The 23,066-nt window shown below is 48.5% G+C and carries 19 protein-coding genes; 18 read left to right on the forward strand and 1 reads right to left on the reverse strand.

Translation table 11 applies throughout. The features are described from left to right. The first annotated feature begins 2 nt into the window (after positions 1 to 2). The 9 genes from ATH33_RS05840 to glyS all read left to right on the forward strand — a co-directional run bounded on the left by ATH33_RS05840 (position 3) and on the right by glyS (position 9,597). Positions 3 to 989 (forward strand): PhoH family protein, encoded by a 987-nt coding sequence (locus ATH33_RS05840; protein ID WP_049720348.1) that lies wholly within the window; start codon positions 3 to 5, stop codon positions 987 to 989. Between the two features lie 13 nt (positions 990 to 1,002). Beyond that, a complete protein-coding gene (locus tag ATH33_RS05845; RefSeq protein WP_049720347.1) occupies positions 1,003 to 3,147 on the forward strand; it encodes an HD family phosphohydrolase in 2,145 nt (714 codons plus the stop codon). Next, a complete protein-coding gene (gene ybeY, locus ATH33_RS05850) occupies positions 3,144 to 3,614 on the forward strand; it encodes an rRNA maturation RNase YbeY (RefSeq protein ID WP_037994518.1) in 471 nt (156 codons plus the stop codon). The genes ATH33_RS05845 and ybeY overlap by 4 nt, the downstream gene beginning before the upstream one ends. A 17-nt stretch (positions 3,615 to 3,631) precedes the next feature. After that, a complete protein-coding gene (locus tag ATH33_RS05855; protein WP_049720346.1) occupies positions 3,632 to 4,321 on the forward strand; it encodes a diacylglycerol kinase in 690 nt (229 codons plus the stop codon). Positions 4,322 to 4,422: 101 nt separating this feature from the next. Further along, positions 4,423 to 5,328: a GTPase Era gene (era, locus tag ATH33_RS05860; RefSeq protein ID WP_037994701.1), complete on the forward strand. Its 906-nt coding sequence runs from the start codon at positions 4,423 to 4,425 to the stop codon at positions 5,326 to 5,328. 82 nt (positions 5,329 to 5,410) lie between these two features. Next, positions 5,411 to 5,545, forward strand: coding sequence for a YqzL family protein (locus ATH33_RS05865; protein WP_082240616.1), 135 nt, complete (start codon positions 5,411 to 5,413; stop codon positions 5,543 to 5,545). 22 nt (positions 5,546 to 5,567) lie between these two features. Next, the gene (gene recO / locus ATH33_RS05870) at positions 5,568 to 6,314 is read left to right on the forward strand and encodes a DNA repair protein RecO (protein WP_049720345.1); all 747 of its coding nucleotides are present in this window, start codon (positions 5,568 to 5,570) and stop codon (positions 6,312 to 6,314) included. 320 nt (positions 6,315 to 6,634) lie between these two features. After that, the gene (gene glyQ / locus ATH33_RS05880; protein ID WP_082240614.1) at positions 6,635 to 7,522 is read left to right on the forward strand and encodes a glycine--tRNA ligase subunit alpha; all 888 of its coding nucleotides are present in this window, start codon (positions 6,635 to 6,637) and stop codon (positions 7,520 to 7,522) included. Beyond that, positions 7,519 to 9,597 carry a glycine--tRNA ligase subunit beta gene (gene glyS, locus ATH33_RS05885; RefSeq protein WP_037994511.1) on the forward strand — a complete coding sequence of 693 codons (2,079 nt, stop codon included), beginning with the start codon at positions 7,519 to 7,521 and terminating at the stop codon, positions 9,595 to 9,597. The genes glyQ and glyS overlap by 4 nt, the downstream gene beginning before the upstream one ends. Positions 9,598 to 9,632: 35 nt before the next feature. Here glyS and ATH33_RS05890 read toward each other — a convergent pair whose 3' ends face one another. Next, positions 9,633 to 10,541 (reverse strand): apurinic/apyrimidinic endonuclease family protein, encoded by a 909-nt coding sequence (locus ATH33_RS05890; RefSeq protein WP_037994509.1) that lies wholly within the window; start codon positions 10,539 to 10,541, stop codon positions 9,633 to 9,635. A 168-nt stretch (positions 10,542 to 10,709) separates the two neighbouring features. Here ATH33_RS05890 and ccpN point away from each other — a divergent pair, with 168 nt between their 5' ends. The 9 genes from ccpN to hppD all read left to right on the forward strand — a co-directional run bounded on the left by ccpN (position 10,710) and on the right by hppD (position 23,060). Further along, positions 10,710 to 11,339 carry a transcriptional regulator CcpN gene (gene ccpN / locus ATH33_RS05895; protein ID WP_062843147.1) on the forward strand — a complete coding sequence of 210 codons (630 nt, stop codon included), beginning with the start codon at positions 10,710 to 10,712 and terminating at the stop codon, positions 11,337 to 11,339. 29 nt (positions 11,340 to 11,368) lie between these two features. Next, positions 11,369 to 12,184, forward strand: a complete 816-nt coding sequence (locus tag ATH33_RS05900) for a pyruvate, water dikinase regulatory protein (protein WP_037994505.1) — start codon at positions 11,369 to 11,371, stop codon at positions 12,182 to 12,184. Between the two features lie 2 nt (positions 12,185 to 12,186). After that, a complete protein-coding gene (gene ppdK, locus ATH33_RS05905) occupies positions 12,187 to 14,832 on the forward strand; it encodes a pyruvate, phosphate dikinase (RefSeq protein ID WP_282957130.1) in 2,646 nt (881 codons plus the stop codon). Between the two features lie 368 nt (positions 14,833 to 15,200). Then, on the forward strand, positions 15,201 to 17,036 hold the full coding sequence (gene dnaG / locus ATH33_RS05910; protein ID WP_037994693.1) for a DNA primase: 1,836 nt from the start codon (positions 15,201 to 15,203) through the stop codon (positions 17,034 to 17,036). Between the two features lie 56 nt (positions 17,037 to 17,092). Beyond that, the gene (rpoD, locus tag ATH33_RS05915; RefSeq protein WP_082240632.1) at positions 17,093 to 18,175 is read left to right on the forward strand and encodes an RNA polymerase sigma factor RpoD; all 1,083 of its coding nucleotides are present in this window, start codon (positions 17,093 to 17,095) and stop codon (positions 18,173 to 18,175) included. Positions 18,176 to 18,379: 204 nt separating this feature from the next. Next, complete coding sequence (locus ATH33_RS05920) at positions 18,380 to 19,519, forward strand: acyl-CoA dehydrogenase (protein WP_037994500.1); 1,140 nt, start codon at positions 18,380 to 18,382, stop codon at positions 19,517 to 19,519. A 25-nt stretch (positions 19,520 to 19,544) separates the two neighbouring features. Then, positions 19,545 to 21,200, forward strand: a complete 1,656-nt coding sequence (locus ATH33_RS05925) for an AMP-binding protein (RefSeq protein ID WP_037994691.1) — start codon at positions 19,545 to 19,547, stop codon at positions 21,198 to 21,200. 86 nt (positions 21,201 to 21,286) lie between these two features. Further along, the gene (locus ATH33_RS05930) at positions 21,287 to 21,901 is read left to right on the forward strand and encodes a GNAT family N-acetyltransferase (protein ID WP_049720340.1); all 615 of its coding nucleotides are present in this window, start codon (positions 21,287 to 21,289) and stop codon (positions 21,899 to 21,901) included. Positions 21,902 to 21,938: 37 nt separating this feature from the next. Further along, positions 21,939 to 23,060 carry a 4-hydroxyphenylpyruvate dioxygenase gene (gene hppD, locus ATH33_RS05935; RefSeq protein ID WP_049720339.1) on the forward strand — a complete coding sequence of 374 codons (1,122 nt, stop codon included), beginning with the start codon at positions 21,939 to 21,941 and terminating at the stop codon, positions 23,058 to 23,060. Positions 23,061 to 23,066 lie beyond the last annotated feature (6 nt).

Consider the following 23,066-nt stretch of genomic DNA (forward strand, 5'->3'; position numbering starts at 1 on the left):
CATTGCAAAATCCACGTGAAGAGAACAAAACCGTAAAAATTCATTTGCGCAACGGGGCGGAAGCCCTGAGCCTTTTTGGCCCCCATGATGCTTATTTGAAACAAATTGAAAGAAACACCAATGCCCAAATCATTTCGCGCGGGGGAGAGGTGCTGATCCAAGGTCGGCCCGGGGATGTTGAAATATTGGAGGAATTGTTCCGGGTACTGATCACCCTCATTCGCCGCGGGATGCAAGTGACCGAAAGGGATGTGGTGTATGCTCACCGCCTGGCGGAACAGGGGATGGCCGATGAATTGCTGGAATTGTACCAGGAAGAAATCGGTGTGACCCAAAAAGGGAAAGCCATCCGGGTCAAAACGTTGGGACAGCGCCATTACGTGACGGCCATTCAAAAATCGGACATTGTTTTTGGTGTGGGTCCGGCCGGAACCGGTAAAACGTTCTTGGCGGTGGTGATGGCCGTGTCGGCACTGAAAGCCCATCGGGTGAAACGGATTGTTTTAACCCGCCCGGCTGTCGAAGCTGGAGAAAATCTGGGCTTTTTGCCCGGGGATCTGCAGGAGAAAGTGGATCCTTATTTGCGTCCGCTTTATGACAGCTTATATACGATGCTGGGCACCGAGCAAATGAATAAAATGATGGAACGGGGGTTGATTGAAGTTGCCCCGTTGGCTTACATGAGGGGCCGGACCTTGGAGGATTCGTTTGTGATTTTGGATGAAGCGCAAAACACGACCCCTGAACAGATGAAAATGTTTTTGACCCGTCTAGGTTTTGGTTCCAAAATGGTGGTCACGGGAGATGTGACGCAGATTGATTTGCCGAGAGGCAAAAAGTCCGGTTTGAAAGAAGCCGAACGGATTTTGAAATCGATTCCGGAAATCAGCTTTGTTTATTTGGGACAAGCCGATGTTGTCCGCAATACCTTGGTACAGAAAATCATTGATGCTTATGAAGCCGATTCAAAAGAAGAGGAGAACAGATAAGGAGCCGGTTTCGATGAAAGAGAGCAAAGAACCGACCTCTGGTGTGAGCCATTGGTTTCTTTTAAAGGATTGGAAAACAAGCTGGCGTGTTAAGATTCTGATGTACGCGATCTTCGGGATCGCGTTCTATTTATTGCTGATCCATCATGTGTTGCCCGACCAATATGATATCACCCTCGGGGAGCCCAGTCCGGCTACGGTGGTGTCCCCCGTTACCAAAGTGGATGAATATGCGACCAATCAGGCAAGGAAAAAAGCGGCTGCATCCGTGGAGCCGGTGTACATCAAAGATGATCATTTAACCATGCAGCAAATCGGAAAGATTGATTCCATTTTTGTGATGGCCAAAGAAATTTTGGAGAAGCCGGTCGATGCGGATGAAAAGCGGGAGAAATTAAAAAATGATTTTGAAGCCACTTTTTCCTTGGGGTTTTCAGACGGGTTTTACCAAAAACTGTTGAATGTTTCGCTGAACCGCCTGCAAGTGATTCGTTTGACCGCCCGCCAAATTGTGTCTGAAATCTTACAAGAAGGGGTTCGGGAAGACGAACTGAAAAAAATGCAGGAAAAAGTGGATCAGACCTTATATCTCAGCGTTAACACCCTGAACAATGAAGAGCAGGCCCTGGTGAGTGAACTGGCGAAAAAAAGCCTGGTTGTCAATGAATTTTATGACAAGAATCAGACCGAACAGCAAAAACAGGCTGTACAGGAGGCGGTCAAGCCGATTCCCATCAACAAAGGGCAAATCATCGTCGCTTACGGAGAAGTGGTGACGGATGACCAGTATCGAAAATTGCAAGAATTGGGCCTGCTGAAAAAAGATACCCAATTGCAGACACATCTGGGAATCCTTTTGTTTGTCTTTACCATCATGGGTCTTTTATATTATTACATTTACCGCTTTGATCAGGAAAATCACCATAATAACCGGAACTTGTTGTTGCTGTTTTGCATCTTGCTGCTCACGCTGATCGGGATGAAAGTGGTGTCTTACGGCCAAAATCTCGAATGGAGCAAAATCGGATATCTGGTTCCGGTCGGATTGGGATCCATGCTGATCACTTTATTGCTCAACATACGCTTGTCTTTGATCTGCACGGTCTTTTTGTCGATCTTCTGCAGTGTGTTGTTTAACGGGGATAATCATTTGCTGTTTGATTACCGATACGGTCTGGTTTCACTGGTGAGCGGGATGACGGCGGCGTTTGCGTTGGGCGATGTGCGAAAAAGAAGCGCCATTTTGAAGGCGGGGCTTATTTCTTCGCTGGCTTCCGTGATTCCGGTGATGGCCATCTGGTTTATGATGCCGGTGGAGGGAACCTTGAATGAATTGTTGCAGTCGATCGGTTTTGCCATGTTGGGCGGGATCTTTTCGGCTGTTTTGACCATGGGTTTTCTCCCCTATTTGGAAACGCTTTTTGGCATTTTGTCCCCGATGCGTCTCATTGAACTCGGAAATCCGAACCATCCGTTGTTGCGAAAGTTGCTGATTCAAAGTCCGGGGACTTACCACCATTCGGTGATGGTCGGAAACTTGTCGGAAGCGGCGGCCGAAGCGATCGGCGCCAACGGATTGCTGGCGAGGGTGGGGGCTTATTATCATGATGTGGGCAAAACCAAACGTCCGCAATTTTTTATCGAAAATCAATTGTCCAAGGAAAATCCCCATGACAAAATATCGCCCAATTTAAGCAAAAGCATTATCATTTCCCATGCCAAAGACGGGGTGGAGTTATTAAAGTCCCACAATATCCCCAAACCGATTCAGGATATCGCCGCCCAACATCACGGAACCACCTTGATCAAATATTTTTATTTTAAAGCCAAAGAACAAATGGAGAATGTGCGTGAAGAAGATTACCGTTACCCCGGGCCCAAAGCACAATTTAAAGAGGCCGCGATTGTCGGAATCTGTGATTGTGTGGAAGCAGCTGTCCGGTCGCTGTCCAGACCGACTCCGTCCCGCATCGAAAACATGGTCAAAAAGATCATTCGGGAGCGGTTGGAGGACGGACAGTTCAATGAATGTGACCTGACCCTGAGGGAGCTTGATTTGATTGAAAAATCGGTTTGCGAAACCTTGCAGGGAATCTTTCATTCGCGCATCGAATATCCGGATGAAACAGGAAATGCCAAAGGAGTCAAGAAAGAATGAGTTTAGTCATCGATTTGCAAGTGGAAACTCCCTTAAACGAAGCCGAACAAGAGTCACTTTCGGTGATATTAAAAGCGCTCCGGGCCGCCGCCCGGGCTGAAAACCTGCCTCCGGCGGATGTGGCGGTCACGGTGGTGGACAATGAACAGATTCATGCGTTGAACAAGGAGTATCGCCAGGTGGACCGTCCCACCGATGTCTTGTCGTTTCCCCTGTGGGAACCGGGGGAGGAATGGGTGATCTCGGAAGAAGAAGAAACCGTGCCGCTCGGGGATATTGTGATTTCTTACCCCAAAGCGAAGGAGCAGGCGGAAGAATACGGCCATTCCCTCGAACGGGAACTGGGCTTTCTGGCCGTACACGGTTTTTTGCATTTGTTGGGATATGATCATGAAACGGCGGAAGAAGAAAAGGAAATGTTCCAAAGACAGGAGGAGATCTTACAGCAAGCAGGTTTGCACCGGTAAAAGGGAGGATGTCTTTCATGAAAGTGACCAAACTGTTACGCAGTTTTGTCTACGCTTTGGAAGGATTAAAATACACGATTGTGACGCAACGGAACATGCGGTTTCATTTTTTGGTGGCATTGGGGGTTCTTTTGCTGAGCCTCACGCTCCCGATGAACAAAGTGGAAGTTCTGGTCTTGTTTGTCGCAATCGTCCTCGTCCTGTTTGCTGAATTGATTAATACGGCCATTGAAGCCGTCGTCGATATGGTCACCGGTGAGTATCATCCGCTTGCCAAAGTGGCCAAAGATGTCGCAGCCGGTGCGGTGCTTCTTACCGCCGGATTTGCCGTGATCATCGGAATCAGTGTTTTTTATCCGCATCTGGATGCTTTGTTTACCCTGGCCATCAACCAAAAGACGATTCCGGCCAATATCAGTCTTGCAATCATCATTGTGTTTGACTTTTTCCTCACGCTTTTCATAAAGGGCTGGTTGCAACGTATGGATCGTGGAAGTTGGGAGCCCAGTATGGTTGCATCCATTGCCGGTTGTGTTTCGGTATTACTGATCGGTGTCATCGGTCATTTTTTGATCACCTTATTGGTCCTTGTGCTTTTTGCCATGTTGATCGGCACCCGCCTCCGCTTCCGTTCTTCGCGGAAACCGGTGTTTTTTGGCGTCTGCCTGGGGATTTTGGTGGCCCTGATTGGCGCGCAGTTCTTGTAAGAACCGGCCGTTTCCGGTGAAAATAGATAAAGAAAAAGACCATTGCTTGGCAACCATTCTTTACAAGAAGGGCCAAGCAATTTTTGAAAGGGGATATTGACTTGGGAAGTGAATTTCGTTCAGGATTTGTAGCCTTGATCGGGCGACCGAATGTGGGAAAATCGACTTTGATGAATCATGTGATCGGGCAAAAGATCGCCATTATGTCCGACAAACCGCAAACCACCCGCAACAAGATCCGGGGGGTTTACACCGAAGAAAACGGACAAATTGTTTTCCTGGATACACCGGGGATTCACAAGCCGCAATCCAAATTGGGGGAAATGCTGGTCAGGGCATCGCACAATGCCTTGGAAGAAGTGGATTTGATCCTGTTTCTGGTGGATGCGGTCGCAGGAAAAGGTCCCGGGGATGAATTTATCATGAACCATTTAAAGGATGTCAAAACACCTGTTTTTTTGGTTGTCAATAAAATCGACCAGGTGCATCCGGATGATCTGTTGCCGCTCATTGACAAATACCGCAAAGATTTTTCGTTTGCGGAAGTGGTGCCGATTTCGGCGCTGAACGGAAATAATACGGGAACGCTGATCCAACAGGTTTTTCAGTATTTGCCGCAAGGGCCGAAATATTATCCGTCCGACCAGGTGACCGATCATCCCGAACGGTTTATCGTCAGTGAATTAATCCGGGAAAAAGTCCTCGAACTGACCCGGGAAGAGATTCCGCATTCGGTGGCGGTCGTTGTCGAGGAAATGAAGCGGAGACCCGGGAAGGACATCGTGGATGTGTTGGCAACGATATATGCTGAGCGGCCTTCACAAAAAGGCATCCTGATCGGAAAAAAAGGAGCCTTGCTGAAAGAAGTCGGCACGCGTGCCCGGGTTGAAATCGAGCGTTTGCTGGGTGTGAAGATTTTCCTTGATTTGTGGGTCAAAGTGAAAAAAGACTGGACCAATGAAGATATCATGTTGCGTCAACTGGGTTACACGGAAGAAGAGATCTGAAAAAATGACAAATTTTCCTTCTTATACTCTCCCGCTCAAAAGGTCATCCTAAAGTTGTAAAATACGGAAAGGGTGATACTGGTTGCGCAATTTCTTATGGAGTTGCTTTGAAGTGACTGGCAGTATCGATGCATATCTCTTGCTCAAAAGCCTCGAAAACATAAAAGAGAATGAAGAAAAAGCGCAAAAAGAGCGGGATGAGGAGGAAAGCGGCTGACACGGGAAAGGGCGGTTAACCGGTGTTAAACAAATATGAGGGGATTGTCCTGAAAGCTCGCGATTACGGAGAGAGCCATCAAATTCTAACCGTTTATACGAAAAACCAGGGGAAAGTTTCTTTTATGGCCAGAGGCTCCAAGAAAACGAAAAGCCGTTTTGGAGCCGTGACCGAGCCGTTTACCCGGGCTCATTTTGTCAGTTTTGGAAACGGGAACATCGCGACGTTGTCGCAAGCTGATCTCATTTCTTCTCATCATTTATTGCGTTCTGATCTCTTGTTGACGTCATATGGCGCCTACTGGCTGGAGTTGATCGACAAAACGACGGAAGAAAAAGAAGCGGATCCTTCTATGTACGATTTGTTGACCAGCTTGTTGGAGCATTTGGAACAAAAAAAGGACCCTGACATCTTAACCTTTATTTTGGAACTCAGAGTGTTGAGGACGGCGGGATACACTCCGGAGACGGACCGGTGTGTTTCTTGTTGTTCCGGACGGCGTCCTGTCCGTTTCAGTATCCGTCAGGGCGGTTGGTTATGCGAAAGTTGTCAGGATCAGGATCGAGACGGGATTTTGGTATCGGAGGCAAGCATCCGGATTTTGCGGATCCTGCAACAAGTCGATCCGCACCGGCTCGGTAAAATCGATGTGAAACCGGAGACCAAAGAGCAGTTGGAAAAAATGATCCGGGGATTTGTTGAAGAGTATTTGCCGGTCCGGCTGAAATCCTTGCAACTGCTGGAGCAGTTCAAAAAAATCTGGACGTGAGACTTCCGGATTTTTTCATGGATATTGACATTTGAAAGGATTTTTGCTATACCATTATTAAAATTTGAAGATCGGCGCGATGAGAGAAAAGGAGTAGCCAAATCTGTCTGTGTGAACAGCGAGCCGGGGATGGTGGGAGCCCGGTCCGGGCAATTGGTGAAGGCAGTTCTTAAGCGCTGTATGATAAAAAGCGGGCCTGGACCAAGTCCGGGTCAAATAGGGTGGAACCGCGGGAAAACCTCTCGTCCCTATGAGAAAACCATGGGTTTTGTCAGGGATGAGAGGTTTTTTAGGTGGAAATTTGACGGAGGTGGAAAGCTGTGAACATGCAGGAGATGATCAAACGATTGCAAGATTATTGGGCTTCGCATGGTTGTATCCTCGCCCAGCCCTACGATACGGAAAAAGGGGCCGGAACCTTAAATCCAATGACTTTTTTAAGGGCGTTGGGTCCGGAACCGTGGAACGTGGCGTATGTGGAACCTTCCCGGCGTCCGGCGGATGGCCGTTACGGGGAAAATCCCAACCGCCTTTACCAGCACCATCAATTTCAAGTGCTGTTAAAGCCGGCACCGGACAACATTCAGGAAATCTATTTAAAAAGCTTGGAAGCGTTGGAGATTGACCCGTCCAAGCATGATATCCGGTTTGTGGAAGACAACTGGGAAAACCCGACATTCGGCGCGGCCGGACTGGGATGGGAAGTATGGCTGGACGGGATGGAAGTGACCCAATTTACATATTTCCAACAAGTGGGCAGTCTGGATGTGGATCCGGTTTCCGTGGAATTGACTTACGGATTGGAACGCTTGGCCTCTTACATTCAGGAAAAGGAAAATGTCTTTGACCTTGAATGGGTGGATGGCGTAAAGTATGGCGATGTGTTTGGCCAGCCGGAATATGAGCATTCCAAATATACCTTTGAAGTCTCCAATAAAGAGTGGCTCTTCCGCCAGTTTGACGACTTTGAGAAAGAAGCGATGAGGGCTTTGGAGGACCAATTGGTTTTCCCGGCATATGACTATGCGCTGAAATGCTCGCATGTCTTCAATCTGCTGGAAGCCCGGGGAGCGATCAGTGTGACGGAGCGGACCGGTTATATCGGACGGGTGCGAAACCTGGCCCGGAAAATCGCCAAAGCTTTCGTCGAGCAAAGGGAGAAATTGGGTTATCCCTTATTAAAACAAGAAGGGGGAAGAAGCAAATGAGCAAGGATTTGTTGCTGGAAATCGGTTGCGAGGAAATTCCGGCCCGGTTTGTGGATGATGCGGCGGCCCAGCTGAAAGACAAGTTGACCGGTTGGCTGGAAGAAAACCGGGTTCAATACAGCCATTGCAAAACCTATGCAACCCCGCGCCGGTTGGCCGTTTGTGTCACAGGCGTTTTGGAACGGCAAGAAGACGTGTATAAAGAAGTGAGAGGGCCTGCGGAAAAAATCGCCAAGCTGGAGGATGGCACCTGGAGCAAAGCGGCTCAGGGATTTGCCAAAAAACAAGGGGTGGATCCCGAACAACTTGTTCTCAAAGAGGTGAAAGGGGAAAACTACGTTTTTGCCAAAATTCACCAACCTGGAAAACGGACGGCGGAGTTGTTGCCGGAAGGGATTCCGTCTTTGCTGAACCAATTCCATTTTCCAAAGACCATGCGCTGGAATTCGCGGGTCAGGTTTATCCGTCCGGTGCGCTGGCTGGTTTGTCTGTTGGGAGACGAAATCATTCCCGTCCGGTGGGCGGGGCTGACGGCAGGCAATCAAACCAGGGGGCATCGCTTTTTGGGAAGCGAAGCGGTGATTCCGGAAGCCGGTGCTTATGAAGAGGTGATGAATCAGCAATATGTTTTGGCCGACGTGGAGACGAGAAGAAATGCCATTTTGAACCAGCTGAGAAGGTTGGAGGAAGAAAAGGGTTGGGTGATTCCGACAGAGGAAGGCTTGTTGAAGGAGATTACCCATCTGGTGGAATACCCGACGGTGTTGTACGGGCAATACGATGAAGAGTTTCTGATTCTGCCGCGTGAAGTGTTGGTCACCACCATGCGGGAACATCAACGTTATTTTCCGGTGGAAGATCAAAACGGCCGGTTATTGCCTTATTTTGTGACGGTCCGCAACGGAGATGACCAATATTTGGAAACGGTGGCCAAAGGAAATGAGAAGGTGCTCCGTGCCCGCTTGTCTGATGCCCGCTTCTTCTATGAAGAAGATTTAAAGCTTGCGTTGGATGATGCCGTACAAAAATTGGATCAGATTGTGTATCAAGATGAATTGGGAAGCCTGGGAGATCGGGTGCGCCGGCTCGTAGCACTTGCCGCACAACTGGCTGACGGGATCGGCCTTTCGGAAAAAGAGCGGTCTCAATTAAAACGGGCGGCGCACATTTGCAAGTTTGACGCCGTGACCCAGATGGTCGGGGAATTTCCCGAACTGGAAGGAATCATGGGGCGCACTTATGCACTGAATGCCGGAGAGGAAACGGAAGTGGCCGAAACCGTGTATGAGCACCATTTGCCCCGTTTTTCCGGAGATGCCCTCCCAAGCCGGAGAATTGCCGGATTGCTCTCGCTTGCTGATAAAATCGATGCAATTGTGTCCAGCTTTGGAATCGGGATTCAGCCGACCGGATCACAAGACCCCTACGGCTTGCGCAGAAAAGCGCAGGGGATCATCCAGATTTTGTTGGCCGGGGATTACCACAAGCTTTCTTTAAAGCAATTGTGGCAACTTTCCTTGGCGCAACTGGACGATGCCGGATTGCTTCAAAAGCATCCCGGCGAACTGGAAAAAGAACTGCATGAATTCTTTGCGCTCCGCCTGCGTACGGTATTGCAGGAGCAGCAAATCCGGTATGATGTGATGGATGCGGTATTGGCCTCCGATCTTTCCCATCCCGTGCAAGTCGTGGAAAAAGCCCGGGTATTGATGGGGCAAGTCGGACGGGAAGCGTTTAAAGAAGAAGTTGAAGGGTTTACGCGTGTTGCGCGATTGGCGAAAAATGCCGAAGATTCCACGCCGGATCCGTCCCTTTTCCGGGAGGATGCTGAAAAGGCGCTTTACCGCCGGTTGGAAGAAGTGAAAGCCGGTTATGAGGAAGCGGAAAAGCAACAAGATTTCCTTGGCATGTATCAAGCCCTGGCGCAAATGGCACCCGATATTCATCACTTCTTTGACCGGGTGATGGTGATGGTGGAAGAAGAGGAAATCAAAAGTAACCGCCTTGCATTGCTTAGTGACGTCACCCGATTGATTCACCGGTTTGCTGATTTTAACCAGATCGTTTTCGCTTAAAAAAGAAACAGCTTCAAAGCTGTTTCTTTTTTTGCTCAGCTTTTTTTCAATTGATGGAGGGTTTGGATCATTTCCTCCAAATGTTCCCCCGGGAGAATGACGGGGGTTTGCTCCCGGATCAGCTCGGCAAATTGAATCAATTCCCCGTAAGCAGACGGAGGGAACGGGATGTGGTGAGTGGTTTTGGTGTCCCCCCAGCTGTGGGCATAAGAAAGGCGGACCAATCCCACATGGTTTTGAATCTGTTGATAAAAATCCACCCAGTTGTTGGTTCTGTGGGTGATTTCTTGTTCGGTTGCCCCAGCAAACAAACTCCGGGATCGGTGCATGTAGGTGAGCACATTGGACGTGATGCAGGCGTTGGCAGTGTCAAAACAAAGGCGCACACCCGTGTTTTCGGCGATTTCCAGTAAATGTCGGGGGGTTCGCAGAGCCGGATACAAATCGGCGCGTCCCGGTTCAAAGTAGTGTTCTCCCCCCATCGGGGCATTTTCCAAATACAGTTCAAACCCAAGGGGCCGGCAAAGTTTTTGAATCTCTTCCAGTTGGGATGCGATGGTTTTCACATATTGATCTTTAAAGTCCTGCAATGCGGAAAAGTCCGTGGGATGACGGTCCAGGTATTCAAATATAATGCCGAGCGGAACTTTCCGGCCGCTGCAGATGAGGCGGCGGCCTTTTTCATCGGTGGATTGATGCAAAAGATGAAGCCATTTTTCCCAGTCTTCAGGGTTGAATGCCCCGGTTCCAAGCCCCGCGGAAGGCGGCATCCGAAAAGCGACGGGCCGGAGCCGGCCGGTGTTGATCATGTCCCGGAATTGGCCGGGATCAAAGGGCTTTTCAGGAAGTTGAACTTCAATATACTGCACATCATGGGCTTTGGCATGATGAAAACAAGAATAATCACACGAACAACTGACTGCAATCGGATGGTTGAATAACATGGTGTGTCCTCCATCATCGGGATTCAAATCTACCCTTATGTTAACTCAAAAAGCGATAAAAATTACACTGGTAAGAAGGATGAAAAATGTTATATACTAAACATGGATTTTTGATCAAAAGTATGTCACAATTAATAAAAGCAAGGCTTTCGTGGGAGGTGTGAAAAAATCGAGCTCACAAAGCGTCAAGAGAAAATCCTGGAGATTGTCAAGGAAGAGGGTCCGATTACAGGAGAACATATTGCCGACAAACTTCACTTAACCAGAGCCACGTTGCGGCCTGATCTGGCAATCTTGACCATGGCCGGTTTTCTTGAAGCCAGACCGCGTGTCGGCTATTTTTACTCGGGAAAGACCGCGAACCAACTGATGGGGGAACATATCCGTCATTTGCTGGTGAAAGATTACAAATCCCGCCCGGTGGTCGTACAGGAACACACATCGGTTTATGACGGGATTTGCACCATGTTTTTGGAAGATGTCGGTTCGCTCTACGTGATAAAAAAAGAAGGCAATCTGGTCGGTGTTGTGTCACGGAAAGACTTATTGCAGGCGGCGATGGGAAAACAAGAATTGCAATCGATGCCCATCGGGGTCGTGATGACCCGGATGCCGAACATCATCACTTGCAAGCCGGAAGATACCCTTTACTATGCGGCGAAACAGATGATGCGCCATGAAGTGGATTCTTTGCCGGTGGTTCGCCCGGTCGACGGGGATGAACAGCAACTCGAAGTGATCGGCCGGATCAGCAAAACGACGCTGGTCAAAGTATTTGTCGAGCTTGGACAACCTTGAAGAAATTAAGGGAGGGAGTATGACCTTATATGTCAGAAAAGCAACGAGTCGTATATGTCGTTTCCGATTCCGTGGGAGAGACAGCAGAACTGGTGGTCAAAGCTGCTTCCAGCCAGTTTAACGGGGGAGAAATCGAAATCCGCCGCATCCCTTATGTGAACGATGCGGATACCGTCATTGAGACGGTACAAGCCGCCAAAGAGGAAAAAGCGCTGATCGCTTTTACTTTGGTGGTTCCGGAATTGCAAGAGCTCCTGATCACAGAGGCCGGACGCAAGCAAGTCCCTTATGTGGATATCATGGGGCCGATGATTCAAGGCATGTCTGAGCTGTTTCAGCATGAACCCAAATACAAGCCGGGGCTGATCCACCAGTTGGATGAAGATTATTTCCGCAAAGTGGAAGCGATCGAATTTGCCGTGAAATATGATGACGGCAAAGATCCGCGGGGCCTTTTGAAAGCCGATGTCATATTGGTGGGGGTTTCCCGGACTTCGAAAACACCGCTGTCCATGTATTTGGCCCACAAGCGCTTTAAAGTGGCCAACGTCCCGCTTGTTCCGGAAGTGGAACCGCCGGAAGAGTTGCTGCAAGTTCCCTCACATCGCATTATCGGCCTGACCATTGATCCGGAACAATTAAATCACATCCGGACGGAAAGGCTGAAAGCATTGGGGCTGGCTTCCGGTGCCAACTATGCGAGCATGGAGCGGATCCTGGAAGAGCTGGATTATGCAGAACGGGTGATTCGCCGCCTGGGATGCCCGGTGATCAACGTATCCAACAAAGCCGTGGAAGAAACAGCAAATCTCATACTGGATATCATTCAAAAAGGGGGACAATAGCAGTGGGTTTGAAACAGGTTTACCGTTTTCATGAAGGAAACAGGGACATGAAAGATTTGTTGGGAGGCAAAGGGGCGAATCTGGCAGACATGACCCGTGTCGGTCTGCCCGTTCCGCCGGGATTTACCATCACCACCGAAGCGTGCAATGACTTTCTGAAAAGCGGGGAAGGGTTAAAAGAAGAATTATTGGAGCAGGTGAAAGAAGCGATATCCGGTCTGGAAAAAGAAACCGGAAAAAAACTGGGCCATCCCAAGCGCCCGTTGCTGGTCTCGGTCCGTTCAGGCGCCAAATTTTCCATGCCGGGCATGATGGATACGATTTTGAATCTGGGGCTCAATGACCAAACGGCGGCCGGCCTGGCCGGGCAAACCGGCAATCCCCGCTTTGCCTATGATTGTTACCGACGGTTTATCCAAATGTTCGGGGATGTCGTGTTGGGCGTGGATCATTACAAATTCGAACAAGTCATCCAAAAGGTGAAAGAGAAAAAAGGCGTTGAACTGGATACCGAACTGGATGCAGAGGATTGGCAGGAAGTGATTCGCGCGTTTAAAGAACTGATTTGGAAGGAAACCAAAAACCCTTTCCCCCAGGAGCCGATGGAGCAATTGAAACAAGCCATTGTAGCCGTGTTCTCTTCATGGAATAACAACCGGGCCAAAATTTACCGGAAAATGAACGGAATTCCGGATGATTTGGGAACGGCCGTCAATGTGCAAACCATGGTTTTCGGGAACATGGGGAATGAATCAGGGACGGGGGTTTGCTTCACACGAAACCCTTCCAGCGGGGAGAAAGAGTTATACGGGGAGTTTTTGTTTAACGCGCAAGGGGAAGATGTGGTGGCCGGCATTCGCACTCCCAAACCGATCGCCGATCTGGAAAAAGAGATGCCGGATGTTTATGAGGAGTTGGTCCGCATCTGCAACCAATTGGAAAGCGCTTACCGGGATATGCAGGATATTGAATTTACCATTGAAAATAAAAAATTATACATTCTGCAAACGAGAGTTGGCAAAAGAACTTCGCAAGCTGCGGTGAAGATTGCCGTTCAGATGGCCGGGGAAGGAATCATCTCGCGCGAAGAGGCCCTGATGCGGGTCGAACCGGAGCAATTGGAACAGATGTTACACCGCCGGATCGACCATAACGCCAAGCTGACCGCATGGGCCAAAGGATTGCCCGCATCGCCTGGAGCGGCTTCCGGACAAATTGTTTTTGACGCGGACACGGCGGAAGCCTGGGCCAAAGAGGGCAAACGGGTGTTGTTGGTCCGGCCGGAAACGACGCCGGAAGATATTCACGGTGTTTTGGCGGCACAAGGGATTTTGACAAGCCGCGGCGGAATGACAAGCCATGCTGCCGTGGTCGCCAGGGGAATGGGAAAAGCATGCGTATGCGGATGTGAACAGTTGAAAATCGATTTGCGCCAAAAAACGGTGACCGTAGAGGATGTGACCCTCCGGGAAGGGGACGTTTTGTCCATCGACGGGGGAACCGGACAAGTGTTTATCGGCGAAGTTCCGATGAAGGATCCCGAATTGACTCCCGAGTTCCGGGAATTGCTGAAATGGGCGGATGAAATCAGAAGGTTGAAAGTGCGCACCAATGCTGACAATCCGGAAGATGCGGAAAAAGCACGGGAACTGGGGGCGGAAGGAATCGGATTATGCCGCACGGAGCACATGTTTATGGATCCCAAGCGGATTCCGATCGTGCAACGGATGATTCTGGCCGATGACCAGGAAGAAAGACAACAGGCGCTCGATGAGCTTTTGCCCATGCAAAAAGAAGACTTCAAAGGAATTTTCCGGGCGATGGACGGATTGCCGGTCAACATCCGGCTGTTGGATCCACCGCTGCATGAATTCCTGCCGAATATGGAAGACTTGCTGGTGGAAATCACCAAAATGCAAGTGGCGGGGCAAGAAGGCACCGGGGAGTACCGCCAAAAAGAACATTTGCTTAAAAAAGTGCGTTCCCTCCATGAGTTTAACCCGATGCTGGGGCACCGGGGATGCCGTCTGGGGATCATTCACCCCGAAATTTACCGAATGCAGGCAGAAGCGATCTTCCAAGCGGCAGTGGAATGCATCAAAGAAGGCATCCGGGTGGAGCCGGAGATCATGATCCCGCTGGTGGGGCATGTGGAGGAATTGAAACGGATGCGTGCCTTGGTGGAACAAGTGGCGGCTGAAGTCATGGCGGCTGAAAATGTAAGCGTTTCATATCAGGTGGGAACCATGATCGAGATTCCGAGAGCAGCCTTGACGGCAGACCAAATTGCAGAAGAAGCCGATTTCTTCTCTTTCGGAACCAATGATTTGACCCAGACGACGTTCGGCTACAGCCGGGATGATGCGGAAGGCAAATTTTTGCATACCTATGTGGATCAGAAAATCCTGCCGGATAACCCGTTCATCCGCCTTGACCGCGAAGGTGTCGGGGAGCTGGTTCGCATCGGGACGGAAAAAGGAAGAAACACAAAGCCAGCCTTAAAGACCGGCATTTGCGGGGAGCACGGCGGAGAAAAAGAATCCATCCGATTTTGCCATGAAGTCGGGATGAATTATGTCAGCTGCTCTGTCTTCCGGGTTCCGTTGGCAAGGCTTGCCGCCGCACAAGCCGTCATTTTGGAGAAATAAGCTTGCAAGAATATGAAAGTAGTACTAGAATAAATTTATTTAAAAAAATACCCACGCGTTGGGTATTTTTTCTTTAAAAAGATTTCTTTACAAAATTAAAATAAAATGCAATGATATGATGATGAATTCATTCCCCTGGTTTTTTATCCTCCTGATTTTTAAAAGAAGGCACCTAGAAGGAGAAGCGATTTTTAATGTAGAATAAGGGGATAGGGAAAGGTCAAAGCACTTTTTGCAGATATTGCCATTTTATAAAAAAAGGATTGAAGGAGGAGTTTGCCGAATGTTGGCGAATAGTTAACATTCGTGCAGGGGAATCAATCCATCCATACCTTTTATTAGGAATTCTTTAGAAAGCAGTGATGGATATGAAAGGAAGGATTCCTGATGAAGTCATTGACCAAGTCAGAAAAGAGTATGATATTGTCGATGTGATTGAACAGACCGTTTCCCTGAAAAAAAGCGGTAAGAATTATTTTGGATTGTGCCCTTTTCATTCAGAGAAAACTCCTTCCTTTTCGGTCGCGCCTGATAAACAGATTTTTTATTGTTTCGGTTGCGGGAAAGGCGGAGATGTGATCAAATTTGTCATGGAGCTGGAGCAGTACACGTTTGTCGAAGCCGTGACGCATTTAGCTGAACAAGCCGGCATTCCCGTTCCCAAGCCGGTTGCGGAAGATCTTTCCGATGAAGAGGAACAAATGCGCCGGCAAATGAGAAAAGCTCTCGATCTGACTGCAAAGTTGTATCATTATGTGCTCCTTTCCACAAAGTACGGCCGTGTTGCAAGACAATATCTCAAGCAACGGGAAATCCTGCCGGAGGCCGTCAAAGAGTTTCAACTTGGCTATGCACCTTCATCTTTTCAATTTCTACTGTCATTCCTTAAAAAAAGAGGGTTTTCCGAAGAGATCCTCGAAAAAGTTGGATTAATCACATCGCGTGAACAAGGATACACTAAAAAATATTATGACCGTTTTCGACATCGCCTGATGTTTCCGATTCATGACGCCCAGGGAAAAGTGATCGGCTTTGGCGGACGGGCATTGGGAGACGGACAACCGAAGTATTTGAACAGTCCTGATACAATATTATTTCATAAACGGAATCATTTATATAATCTTCATCGTGCACGTTCTCACATACGTAAACATTCCAAAGCCGTTCTGTTTGAAGGATACATGGATGTGATCTCTGCCTGGCAGGCAGGGGTTCCCAATGGTGTTGCGACGTTGGGAACGGCTCTGAGCGAAACCCAAGCACGAATCCTGAAGAGAAATTCAGACCATGTCATTTTGAGTTACGATTCCGATGAAGCCGGGCAGAATGCGGCTTTCAGAGGAATTGAATTGTTAAAAAATGAAGGATGCACGGTCAAAGTCGCGCAAATGCCCTTGGGATTGGATCCGGACGATTACATCCGGCGGTTCGGAAAGACGGCGTTTAAAGAAGAAATTTTGGCGGCGGCCATGCCATTAACGGCATTTAAATTGGAAATCCTAAAGAAAAAATATGATTTGCAGGATGAAGACGAACGCATGAAATATCTGGCCGAAGCGGTCGGTGTCATTGCCAGGTTGCCTCAAGCCATTGAACAAGATCACTATCTTCGCCGGTTGGCCGGAGAGTTTCATCTTTCATTGGATGCCCTGAAAGATGAACTGCGGAAAGCAAAGCGGATAAAGCAGAAAAGCAAAAGGGATAAAGATGGCTCCAAGTGGAATAATGGGTATCAAGAGATTGGCAAACATTTGATCGGAGGTGCTCAACCCCGGTCGATTGCCGAGAAATCGGAGATGTATCTGATTGCCCATATGATGAGAAGCAGATCAGTGACGGAATGGGTGAAAACCCATTTGGGAGCTGATTTCAATACAGAAATTTATGCCGTGTTGGCAGCTTATCTTTATTCTTACTATGACCGGGACAGCCCGGAAGATCCCGGAGCCTTTATCCGTACATTGACCGACCCCGATCTGGAATCAGTGGCCGCAAAACTTGCTTTCATGGAGTTGCCCGATGAGATTTCGGAAAAGGAATTGAGGGATTGTGTTCACCATATACGAGATGTTCCTCTCCTGAAACAGATTGAAGAAAAGGAGAGACAGATTGAACAACTATCGCGTGCTGATGAACCCGTCAAAGCCGCAAAGTTGTTAAAGGAAGTTACGCAGTTGCGTAATCAGTTGCATATGCGGATTTAGGAAACGAGTTCATCAGAAAGGAGGAGGAAAGGAACTTGGCGAACAAACAAAATGAAATGGAACTAACTTTGGATCAAGCCAAAGAACAATTGGTGGAAAAAGGCAAAAAGCAAGGTGTTTTATCTTATAAAATGATCATGGAAAAAATGTCTCCTTTCGACCAAAGTTCCCAACAAATGGACGAGTTTTTTGAACACTTGCATGATCAGGGAATCGAAGTGGTCAATGAAGAAGACGATTCGGATTTTGATGAAACCGAGGTCGATGACGAGGAGTTTGTGGATGATGATTTAAATGTTCCGCCGGGAGTTAAAATCAATGACCCTGTCCGGATGTATCTCAAAGAGATTGGCCGTGTTCCTTTGCTGACTGCGGAAGAAGAAGTCGAATTGGCTAAACGGATTGAACAGGGGGATGAAGAAGCCAAGCAGCGGCTGGCTGAAGCCAACTTGCGCCTGGTGGTCAGTATCGCCAAGCGGTATGTCGGACGGGGAATGTTGTTCTTGGATTTGATTCAGGAAGGAAATATGGGGCTGATTAAAGCCGTTGAAAAGTTTGATTTCCGTAAAGGATTTAAATTCAGCACGTACGCAACCTGGTGGATCCGGCAAGCCATCACCCGCGCCATTGCCGATCAGGCCCGCACCATTCGAATCCCGGTTCATATGGTGGAAACCATTAATAAATTGATTCGCGTGTCCCGTCAATTGTTGCAAGAACTCGGCCGGGAGCCGACACCGGAAGAAATTGCCGAAGAAATGGGTTTAAGCCCTGAAAAGGTACGGGAAATCATGAAAATTGCCCAAGAACCCGTTTCGTTGGAAACGCCGATCGGAGAAGAAGATGACTCCCATCTGGGCGATTTCATTCCGGATGATGATGCACAAGCACCAGCGGATGCCGCGGCTTATGAATTGTTGAAAGAACAGTTGAAAGATGTGTTGGATACCTTGTCGGAACGGGAAGAAAATGTTTTGCGTTTACGTTTTGGATTGGATGATGGACGCACCCGCACTTTGGAAGAAGTCGGGAAAGTCTTTGGCGTGACACGGGAACGGATTCGTCAGATTGAAGCCAAAGCACTTCGCAAATTGCGTCATCCAAGCCGCAGCAAACGTTTAAAAGATTTCCTCGAATAAAATTTGGCGGTTTGACGCACCCAACCGGGTGCGTTTCTTTTTTGTTGATTCAATTTTATCCCTTTTCAACCCTCATTGCAAATAAGTTTCGGACAATTTTGGGCCCGTTTGGGGCGAATAACCGAAAATTATTGAATAAATAGAATAAAAAAATTTATAATAAAAATGAAAACGCTGTCATTCGGACCGAAGGAGTGGGGAAACATGAACTACGAATTGACATCCGAGCAACAAATGATCCGATCTTTGATGCGTGATTTTGCCGAAGGAGAGGTGGCTCCGGGAGCGGATGAAAGGGATCGAAGCAAGCAATTTCCCAAGGATATTTTTCAGAAAATGTCCAATCTTAAATTAATGGGGTTGCCCTTTCCGGAAGAATACGGAGGAGCGGGTGCAGATACGATCAGCTTTGCCATTGCCGTGGAGGAATTGAGCCGGGTTTGTGCTTCCACCGGAATCACTTATTCTGCTCACATCTCATTGGGGTGTGCTCCACTCTATCTCTTTGGAACCAAAGAACAAAAAGAAAAATATCTGGTTCCGTTGTGTGAAGGAAAGACCTTGGGGGCTTTTGGGCTCACCGAACCCAATGCCGGTTCCGATGCCGGAGGAACCAAAACCCGCGCTGTCAAAAAAGGGGACGAGTGGGTCATAAATGGCAGCAAATGTTTCATCACTAATGCCAGTTATGCAAAGTATTTGGCTTTGACCGCCGTGACCGGCCAATCCGGAGACCGCAAAGAAATCACCGCGTTTATCGTTCCGACGGATGCGCCCGGGTTCCAAGTGCTGGATCATTATGTGAAGCTGGGGTTAAACAGTTCCAATACCACCGAATTGGTGTTGGAAGATGTGCACGTTCCGGAAGAAAATATTTTGGGGGAAAGGGGAAAAGGGTTTAAACAGTTTTTGATCACCCTGGACGGGGGCCGGATCGGGATCGGGGCCATGGCGGTCGGAATAGCGCAGGGAGCCTATGAATTGGCTTTGAAGTATGCGAAAGAACGGAAACAATTTGGCCAATCTCTGTCCAAGTTTCAGGCGATTCAGCATAAATTGGCGGATATGCACATGAAAATTGAATTGGCCCGGACTTATGTATATAAAGCTGCCTGGTTGAAGGATCAGGGAAAACGGTTTACCAAGGAAGCTTCCATCTGTAAATTGTTTGCTTCGGAAGTGGCCATGGAAGTTGCCAATCAAGCGGTGCAAATTCATGGCGGCTGGGGATATATGCACGATTATAAAGTGGAGCGGTATTTCCGTGATGCCAAATTGACCGAGATCGGGGAAGGAACCTCGGAGATTCAGCGCAATATCATTGCACGTGAAATCGGCTGTTGAAAAGGGAGGTCATATCTTGGCGGAACTGGTTCATTACACGCTGGGGGATTTGTTGGACGAACAAGTGAAGCTCCATGGAAAAAAAGAAGCGGTGATTTATCCGGAGAAAGGCATTCGCTGGACTTATGAGGACTTTCAAAAAAAGGTGATCGAAGCTGCCAAAGGATTGATTAAGCTGGGGTTGGACAAAGGGCATCACCTGGCCATCTGGGCTCTGAACCAACCGGAATGGTTGATTTCCCAATTTGCCACCGGCATGACCGGGGTGGTTTTGATTACGGTCAACACCAATTACCGCGTGCGCGAACTGGAATATTTGCTGAAGCAATCGGATACGGAGACACTGATTTTGGAGAGGGAAGTAAAAGGCGTTTCCTATGTCGATATGCTTTATGAAATATGCCCGGAGTTAAAAGAATGTCCGCCCGGCCGGTTAAAATCCAAGAGATTGCCCAAATTGAAAAATGTCATACTGCTCGATGATGAACCGGCCCCCGGGATGTTTTGCTGGAAGGACCTGATTGAAATGGGGAGGGAGGTCCGGGAGGAGGAAGTCAAAGCCCGTCAGGCATCTTTGCATCCGGATGATGTGATCAACATGCAGTACACGTCCGGCACCACCGGATTTCCAAAAGGCGTGATGCTTTCTCACCACAATATCATCAACAACGGGCGAAATATCGCAGAGTGCATGAAATTGACGGAGAAAGACCGCCTCTGTATACCGGTGCCTTTTTTTCATTGCTTCGGGTGCGTCCTGGGCACCCTAGCCGGCATCAGTGTCGGGGCGGCCCTGGTTCCCTTGATCACCTTTGACGCCGGAAAAGTGCTGGAGATTGTGGAAAAGGAAAAGTGTACAGGCCTGCACGGGGTGCCCACCATGTTTATTACCGAATTGAATCATCCGTCCTTCCGAAAGAAAAAGTACCCCCATTTGCGAACGGGGATTATGGCCGGTTCCAATTGCCCGATTGAAGTGATGCGCAAAGTGACCGAAGACATGGGGGTCCGCGAAATCACCATTGCTTACGGCCAAACGGAGTCTTCACCGGTCATCACCCAGACCCGGACGGATGACCCTTTGGACGTGCGTGTGGCCACCGTGGGAAGGCCCTTGCCGCATGTGGAAGTGAAAATCATTGACCCCGAAAGCAACAAGCCGTTGCCTCCGGGAAAGCAAGGGGAGCTTTGCACCCGGGGTTACCATGTGATGAAAGGCTATTACAAAATGCCTGAGGCGACCCGGGAAGTGATTGATGAAGAAGGATGGCTTCACACCGGTGATTTGGCAGTGGAAAATGAAGATGGAACCTACCGGATTACCGGACGTTTGAAAGATATGATCATTCGTGGGGGCGAAAATATTTATCCGCGGGAGATTGAGGAATTTCTCTATACGCATCCCAAAGTTTTGGACATTCAAATTGTGGGAGTGCCGGACGAAAAGTATGGTGAAGTTTCGGTGGCTTTCATCCGGAAGAAAGAGGGGGTCGATTGTACGGAAGAGGAAATCATTGAGTTTTGCAAAGGGAACATTGCCCGGTACAAAATCCCTTCCCAAGTCATTTTTGTGGACAAATATCCGATGACCGCCAGCGGAAAAATCCAAAAGTACAAGTTGCGGGAAGCCTTTATCCGAAAGGACTTGTCCGCCTATCAACAAGCGGGCGGCAAAGCTTGACCCTTGTCTTTTTTCCGGCTTCCCGGTACATTTAGAATGAATATCATCGGTCTGTATGGATTACAGCAAGAAATGGAGAGTCAAAAATGGAGCGAATCCCTCCGATCTTGATGGATTTTCCGCATTCTTTCGAAACCGAACGTTTATGGATTCGTTTGCCTTTGCCGGGAGACGGGGAAAAAGTGTATGAAGCCATGGTGGAAACCGAGGAGCTTTTGCGCCAATGGATGCCATGGGCGCAAACTCCCCCTTCCAAAGAACAAGCCGAAATCAATGTCAGGCAGGCACACAGCAAGTTCTTGGAGCGAACCGACTTGCGTTTCCATTTGTTTCACAAAGAGACCAAGGATTTTGTCGGGAGCAGCGGACTGCACCGGATTGACTGGAGCGTACCGAAATTTGAAATCGGTTATTGGTGCCGCAAGTCTTACATGAGACAGGGGTACATCACTGAAGCGGTCCGGGGGTTGTCCGTATTTGCTTTTGAAATTTTAAAAGCCAACCGGGTGGAGATCCGCTGTGACCAACGAAATGTACGCAGCCGGAAAGTGGCTGAACGTTTGGGGTACCGGTTGGAAGGGATCCTGCGGAATTTCCATGTGTCCCCGGATCGCCAATTGGAAAATACGTGTGTATATGCAATGATTGCTGAAGACTTCCACAGTCTTTCATTACGGAAAAGCGGCGGTGCATCAATGTAGATGCTTGCGCTGTTTTTTTTTGCATATTAATCTATAAATGACAGATTATTTTATAAAGGAGGAATATTCTTACATGAGCGATTTTTTCCCAATCCATGATGTAGACTATTTAGAGTATTACACAGGAAATGCGAGGCAAGCTGCATCTTATTTTTGCCAGACGTTTGGATTTCGTCCGGTTGCTTACAGCGGATTGGAAACCGGAAACCGCGAAACCGTTTCGTATCTGGTGGAACAAGGGAATGTGCGCTTTTTGATTACCGGGGCTTATTCTCCGGAGCATGAGATTTCCTCCTTTGTCAGGCAACACGGTGACGGAGTCAAAGATATTGCCCTTTTGGTGGACGATGTGGAAAGCGCTTTCAAAGAGGCGGTTTCCCGCGGAGGCATTGCCATCAAAGAACCGTATGAATTGAGGGATGAACAAGGGGTTTTGAAAAAAGCCGTCATCGGCACCTATGGGGACACCGTCCATACGCTTGTGGAGCGGAAAAAATACAAAGGGTTGTTTGCGCCGGGCTTTATTCCGTGTGAAATGAACCTCCCCGTGCGGAATGCCGGCATCACCGGTGTGGACCATGTGGTGGGCAATGTGGAAAAAATGGAGACATGGGTGGCTTATTATGAGAAAGTCATGGGCTTTAAGCAGTTGATTCATTTTGATGACGAGGATATCAGCACGGAGTATTCGGCGTTGATGTCCAAAGTGATGCAAAACGGATCGGGAAGAATCAAGTTCCCCATCAACGAACCGGCGGAAGGAAAGAAAAAATCACAAATCCAGGAGTTTTTGGAGTTTTATCACGGTGCGGGCGTTCAACATGTGGCGCTCCTTACCGATGACATTGTGAAAACCGTGGAAACGATGCAGAAAAACGGCGTGGAGTTTTTGGACACCCCGGATACGTATTATGAAGATTTGTTTGAACGCGTCGGCGACATTGATGAAAAGCTGGATGATTTGAAACGGCTCCGGATTTTGGTGGACCGGGATGATGAAGGATATCTGTTGCAGATCTTCACCAAACCGATTGTGGACCGTCCGACCTTGTTCTTTGAAATCATCCAGCGCAAAGGCGCCAGGGGATTTGGTGAAGGAAACTTTAAAGCTTTGTTTGAGGCGATTGAGCGGGAGCAGGCCCGGCGAGGCAACTTATAAAGAGAA

The sequence above is a fragment of the Thermoactinomyces vulgaris genome (genome assembly GCF_003688725.1).
Taxonomy (GTDB): Bacteria; Bacillota; Bacilli; order Thermoactinomycetales; family Thermoactinomycetaceae; genus Thermoactinomyces; species Thermoactinomyces vulgaris.

Excerpts from the sequence above, each read along its gene's own strand:
- hppD (WP_049720339.1), top strand. The coding sequence starts at position 21,939 with ATGACAGATTATTTTATAAAGGAGGAATATTCTTACATGAGCGATTTT.
- ATH33_RS05890 (WP_037994509.1), bottom strand. The coding sequence starts at position 10,541 with ATGTTATTCAACCATCCGATTGCAGTCAGTTGTTCGTGTGATTATTCT.
- ATH33_RS05900 (WP_037994505.1), top strand. The coding sequence starts at position 11,369 with ATGTCAGAAAAGCAACGAGTCGTATATGTCGTTTCCGATTCCGTGGGA.
- dnaG (WP_037994693.1), top strand. The coding sequence starts at position 15,201 with ATGAAAGGAAGGATTCCTGATGAAGTCATTGACCAAGTCAGAAAAGAG.
- ATH33_RS05930 (WP_049720340.1), top strand. The coding sequence starts at position 21,287 with ATGGAGCGAATCCCTCCGATCTTGATGGATTTTCCGCATTCTTTCGAA.
- ATH33_RS05845 (WP_049720347.1), top strand. The coding sequence starts at position 1,003 with ATGAAAGAGAGCAAAGAACCGACCTCTGGTGTGAGCCATTGGTTTCTT.
- glyS (WP_037994511.1), top strand. The coding sequence starts at position 7,519 with ATGAGCAAGGATTTGTTGCTGGAAATCGGTTGCGAGGAAATTCCGGCC.
- ATH33_RS05920 (WP_037994500.1), top strand. The coding sequence starts at position 18,380 with ATGAACTACGAATTGACATCCGAGCAACAAATGATCCGATCTTTGATG.
- rpoD (WP_082240632.1), top strand. The coding sequence starts at position 17,093 with ATGGAACTAACTTTGGATCAAGCCAAAGAACAATTGGTGGAAAAAGGC.
- ATH33_RS05855 (WP_049720346.1), top strand. The coding sequence starts at position 3,632 with ATGAAAGTGACCAAACTGTTACGCAGTTTTGTCTACGCTTTGGAAGGA.
- ybeY (WP_037994518.1), top strand. The coding sequence starts at position 3,144 with ATGAGTTTAGTCATCGATTTGCAAGTGGAAACTCCCTTAAACGAAGCC.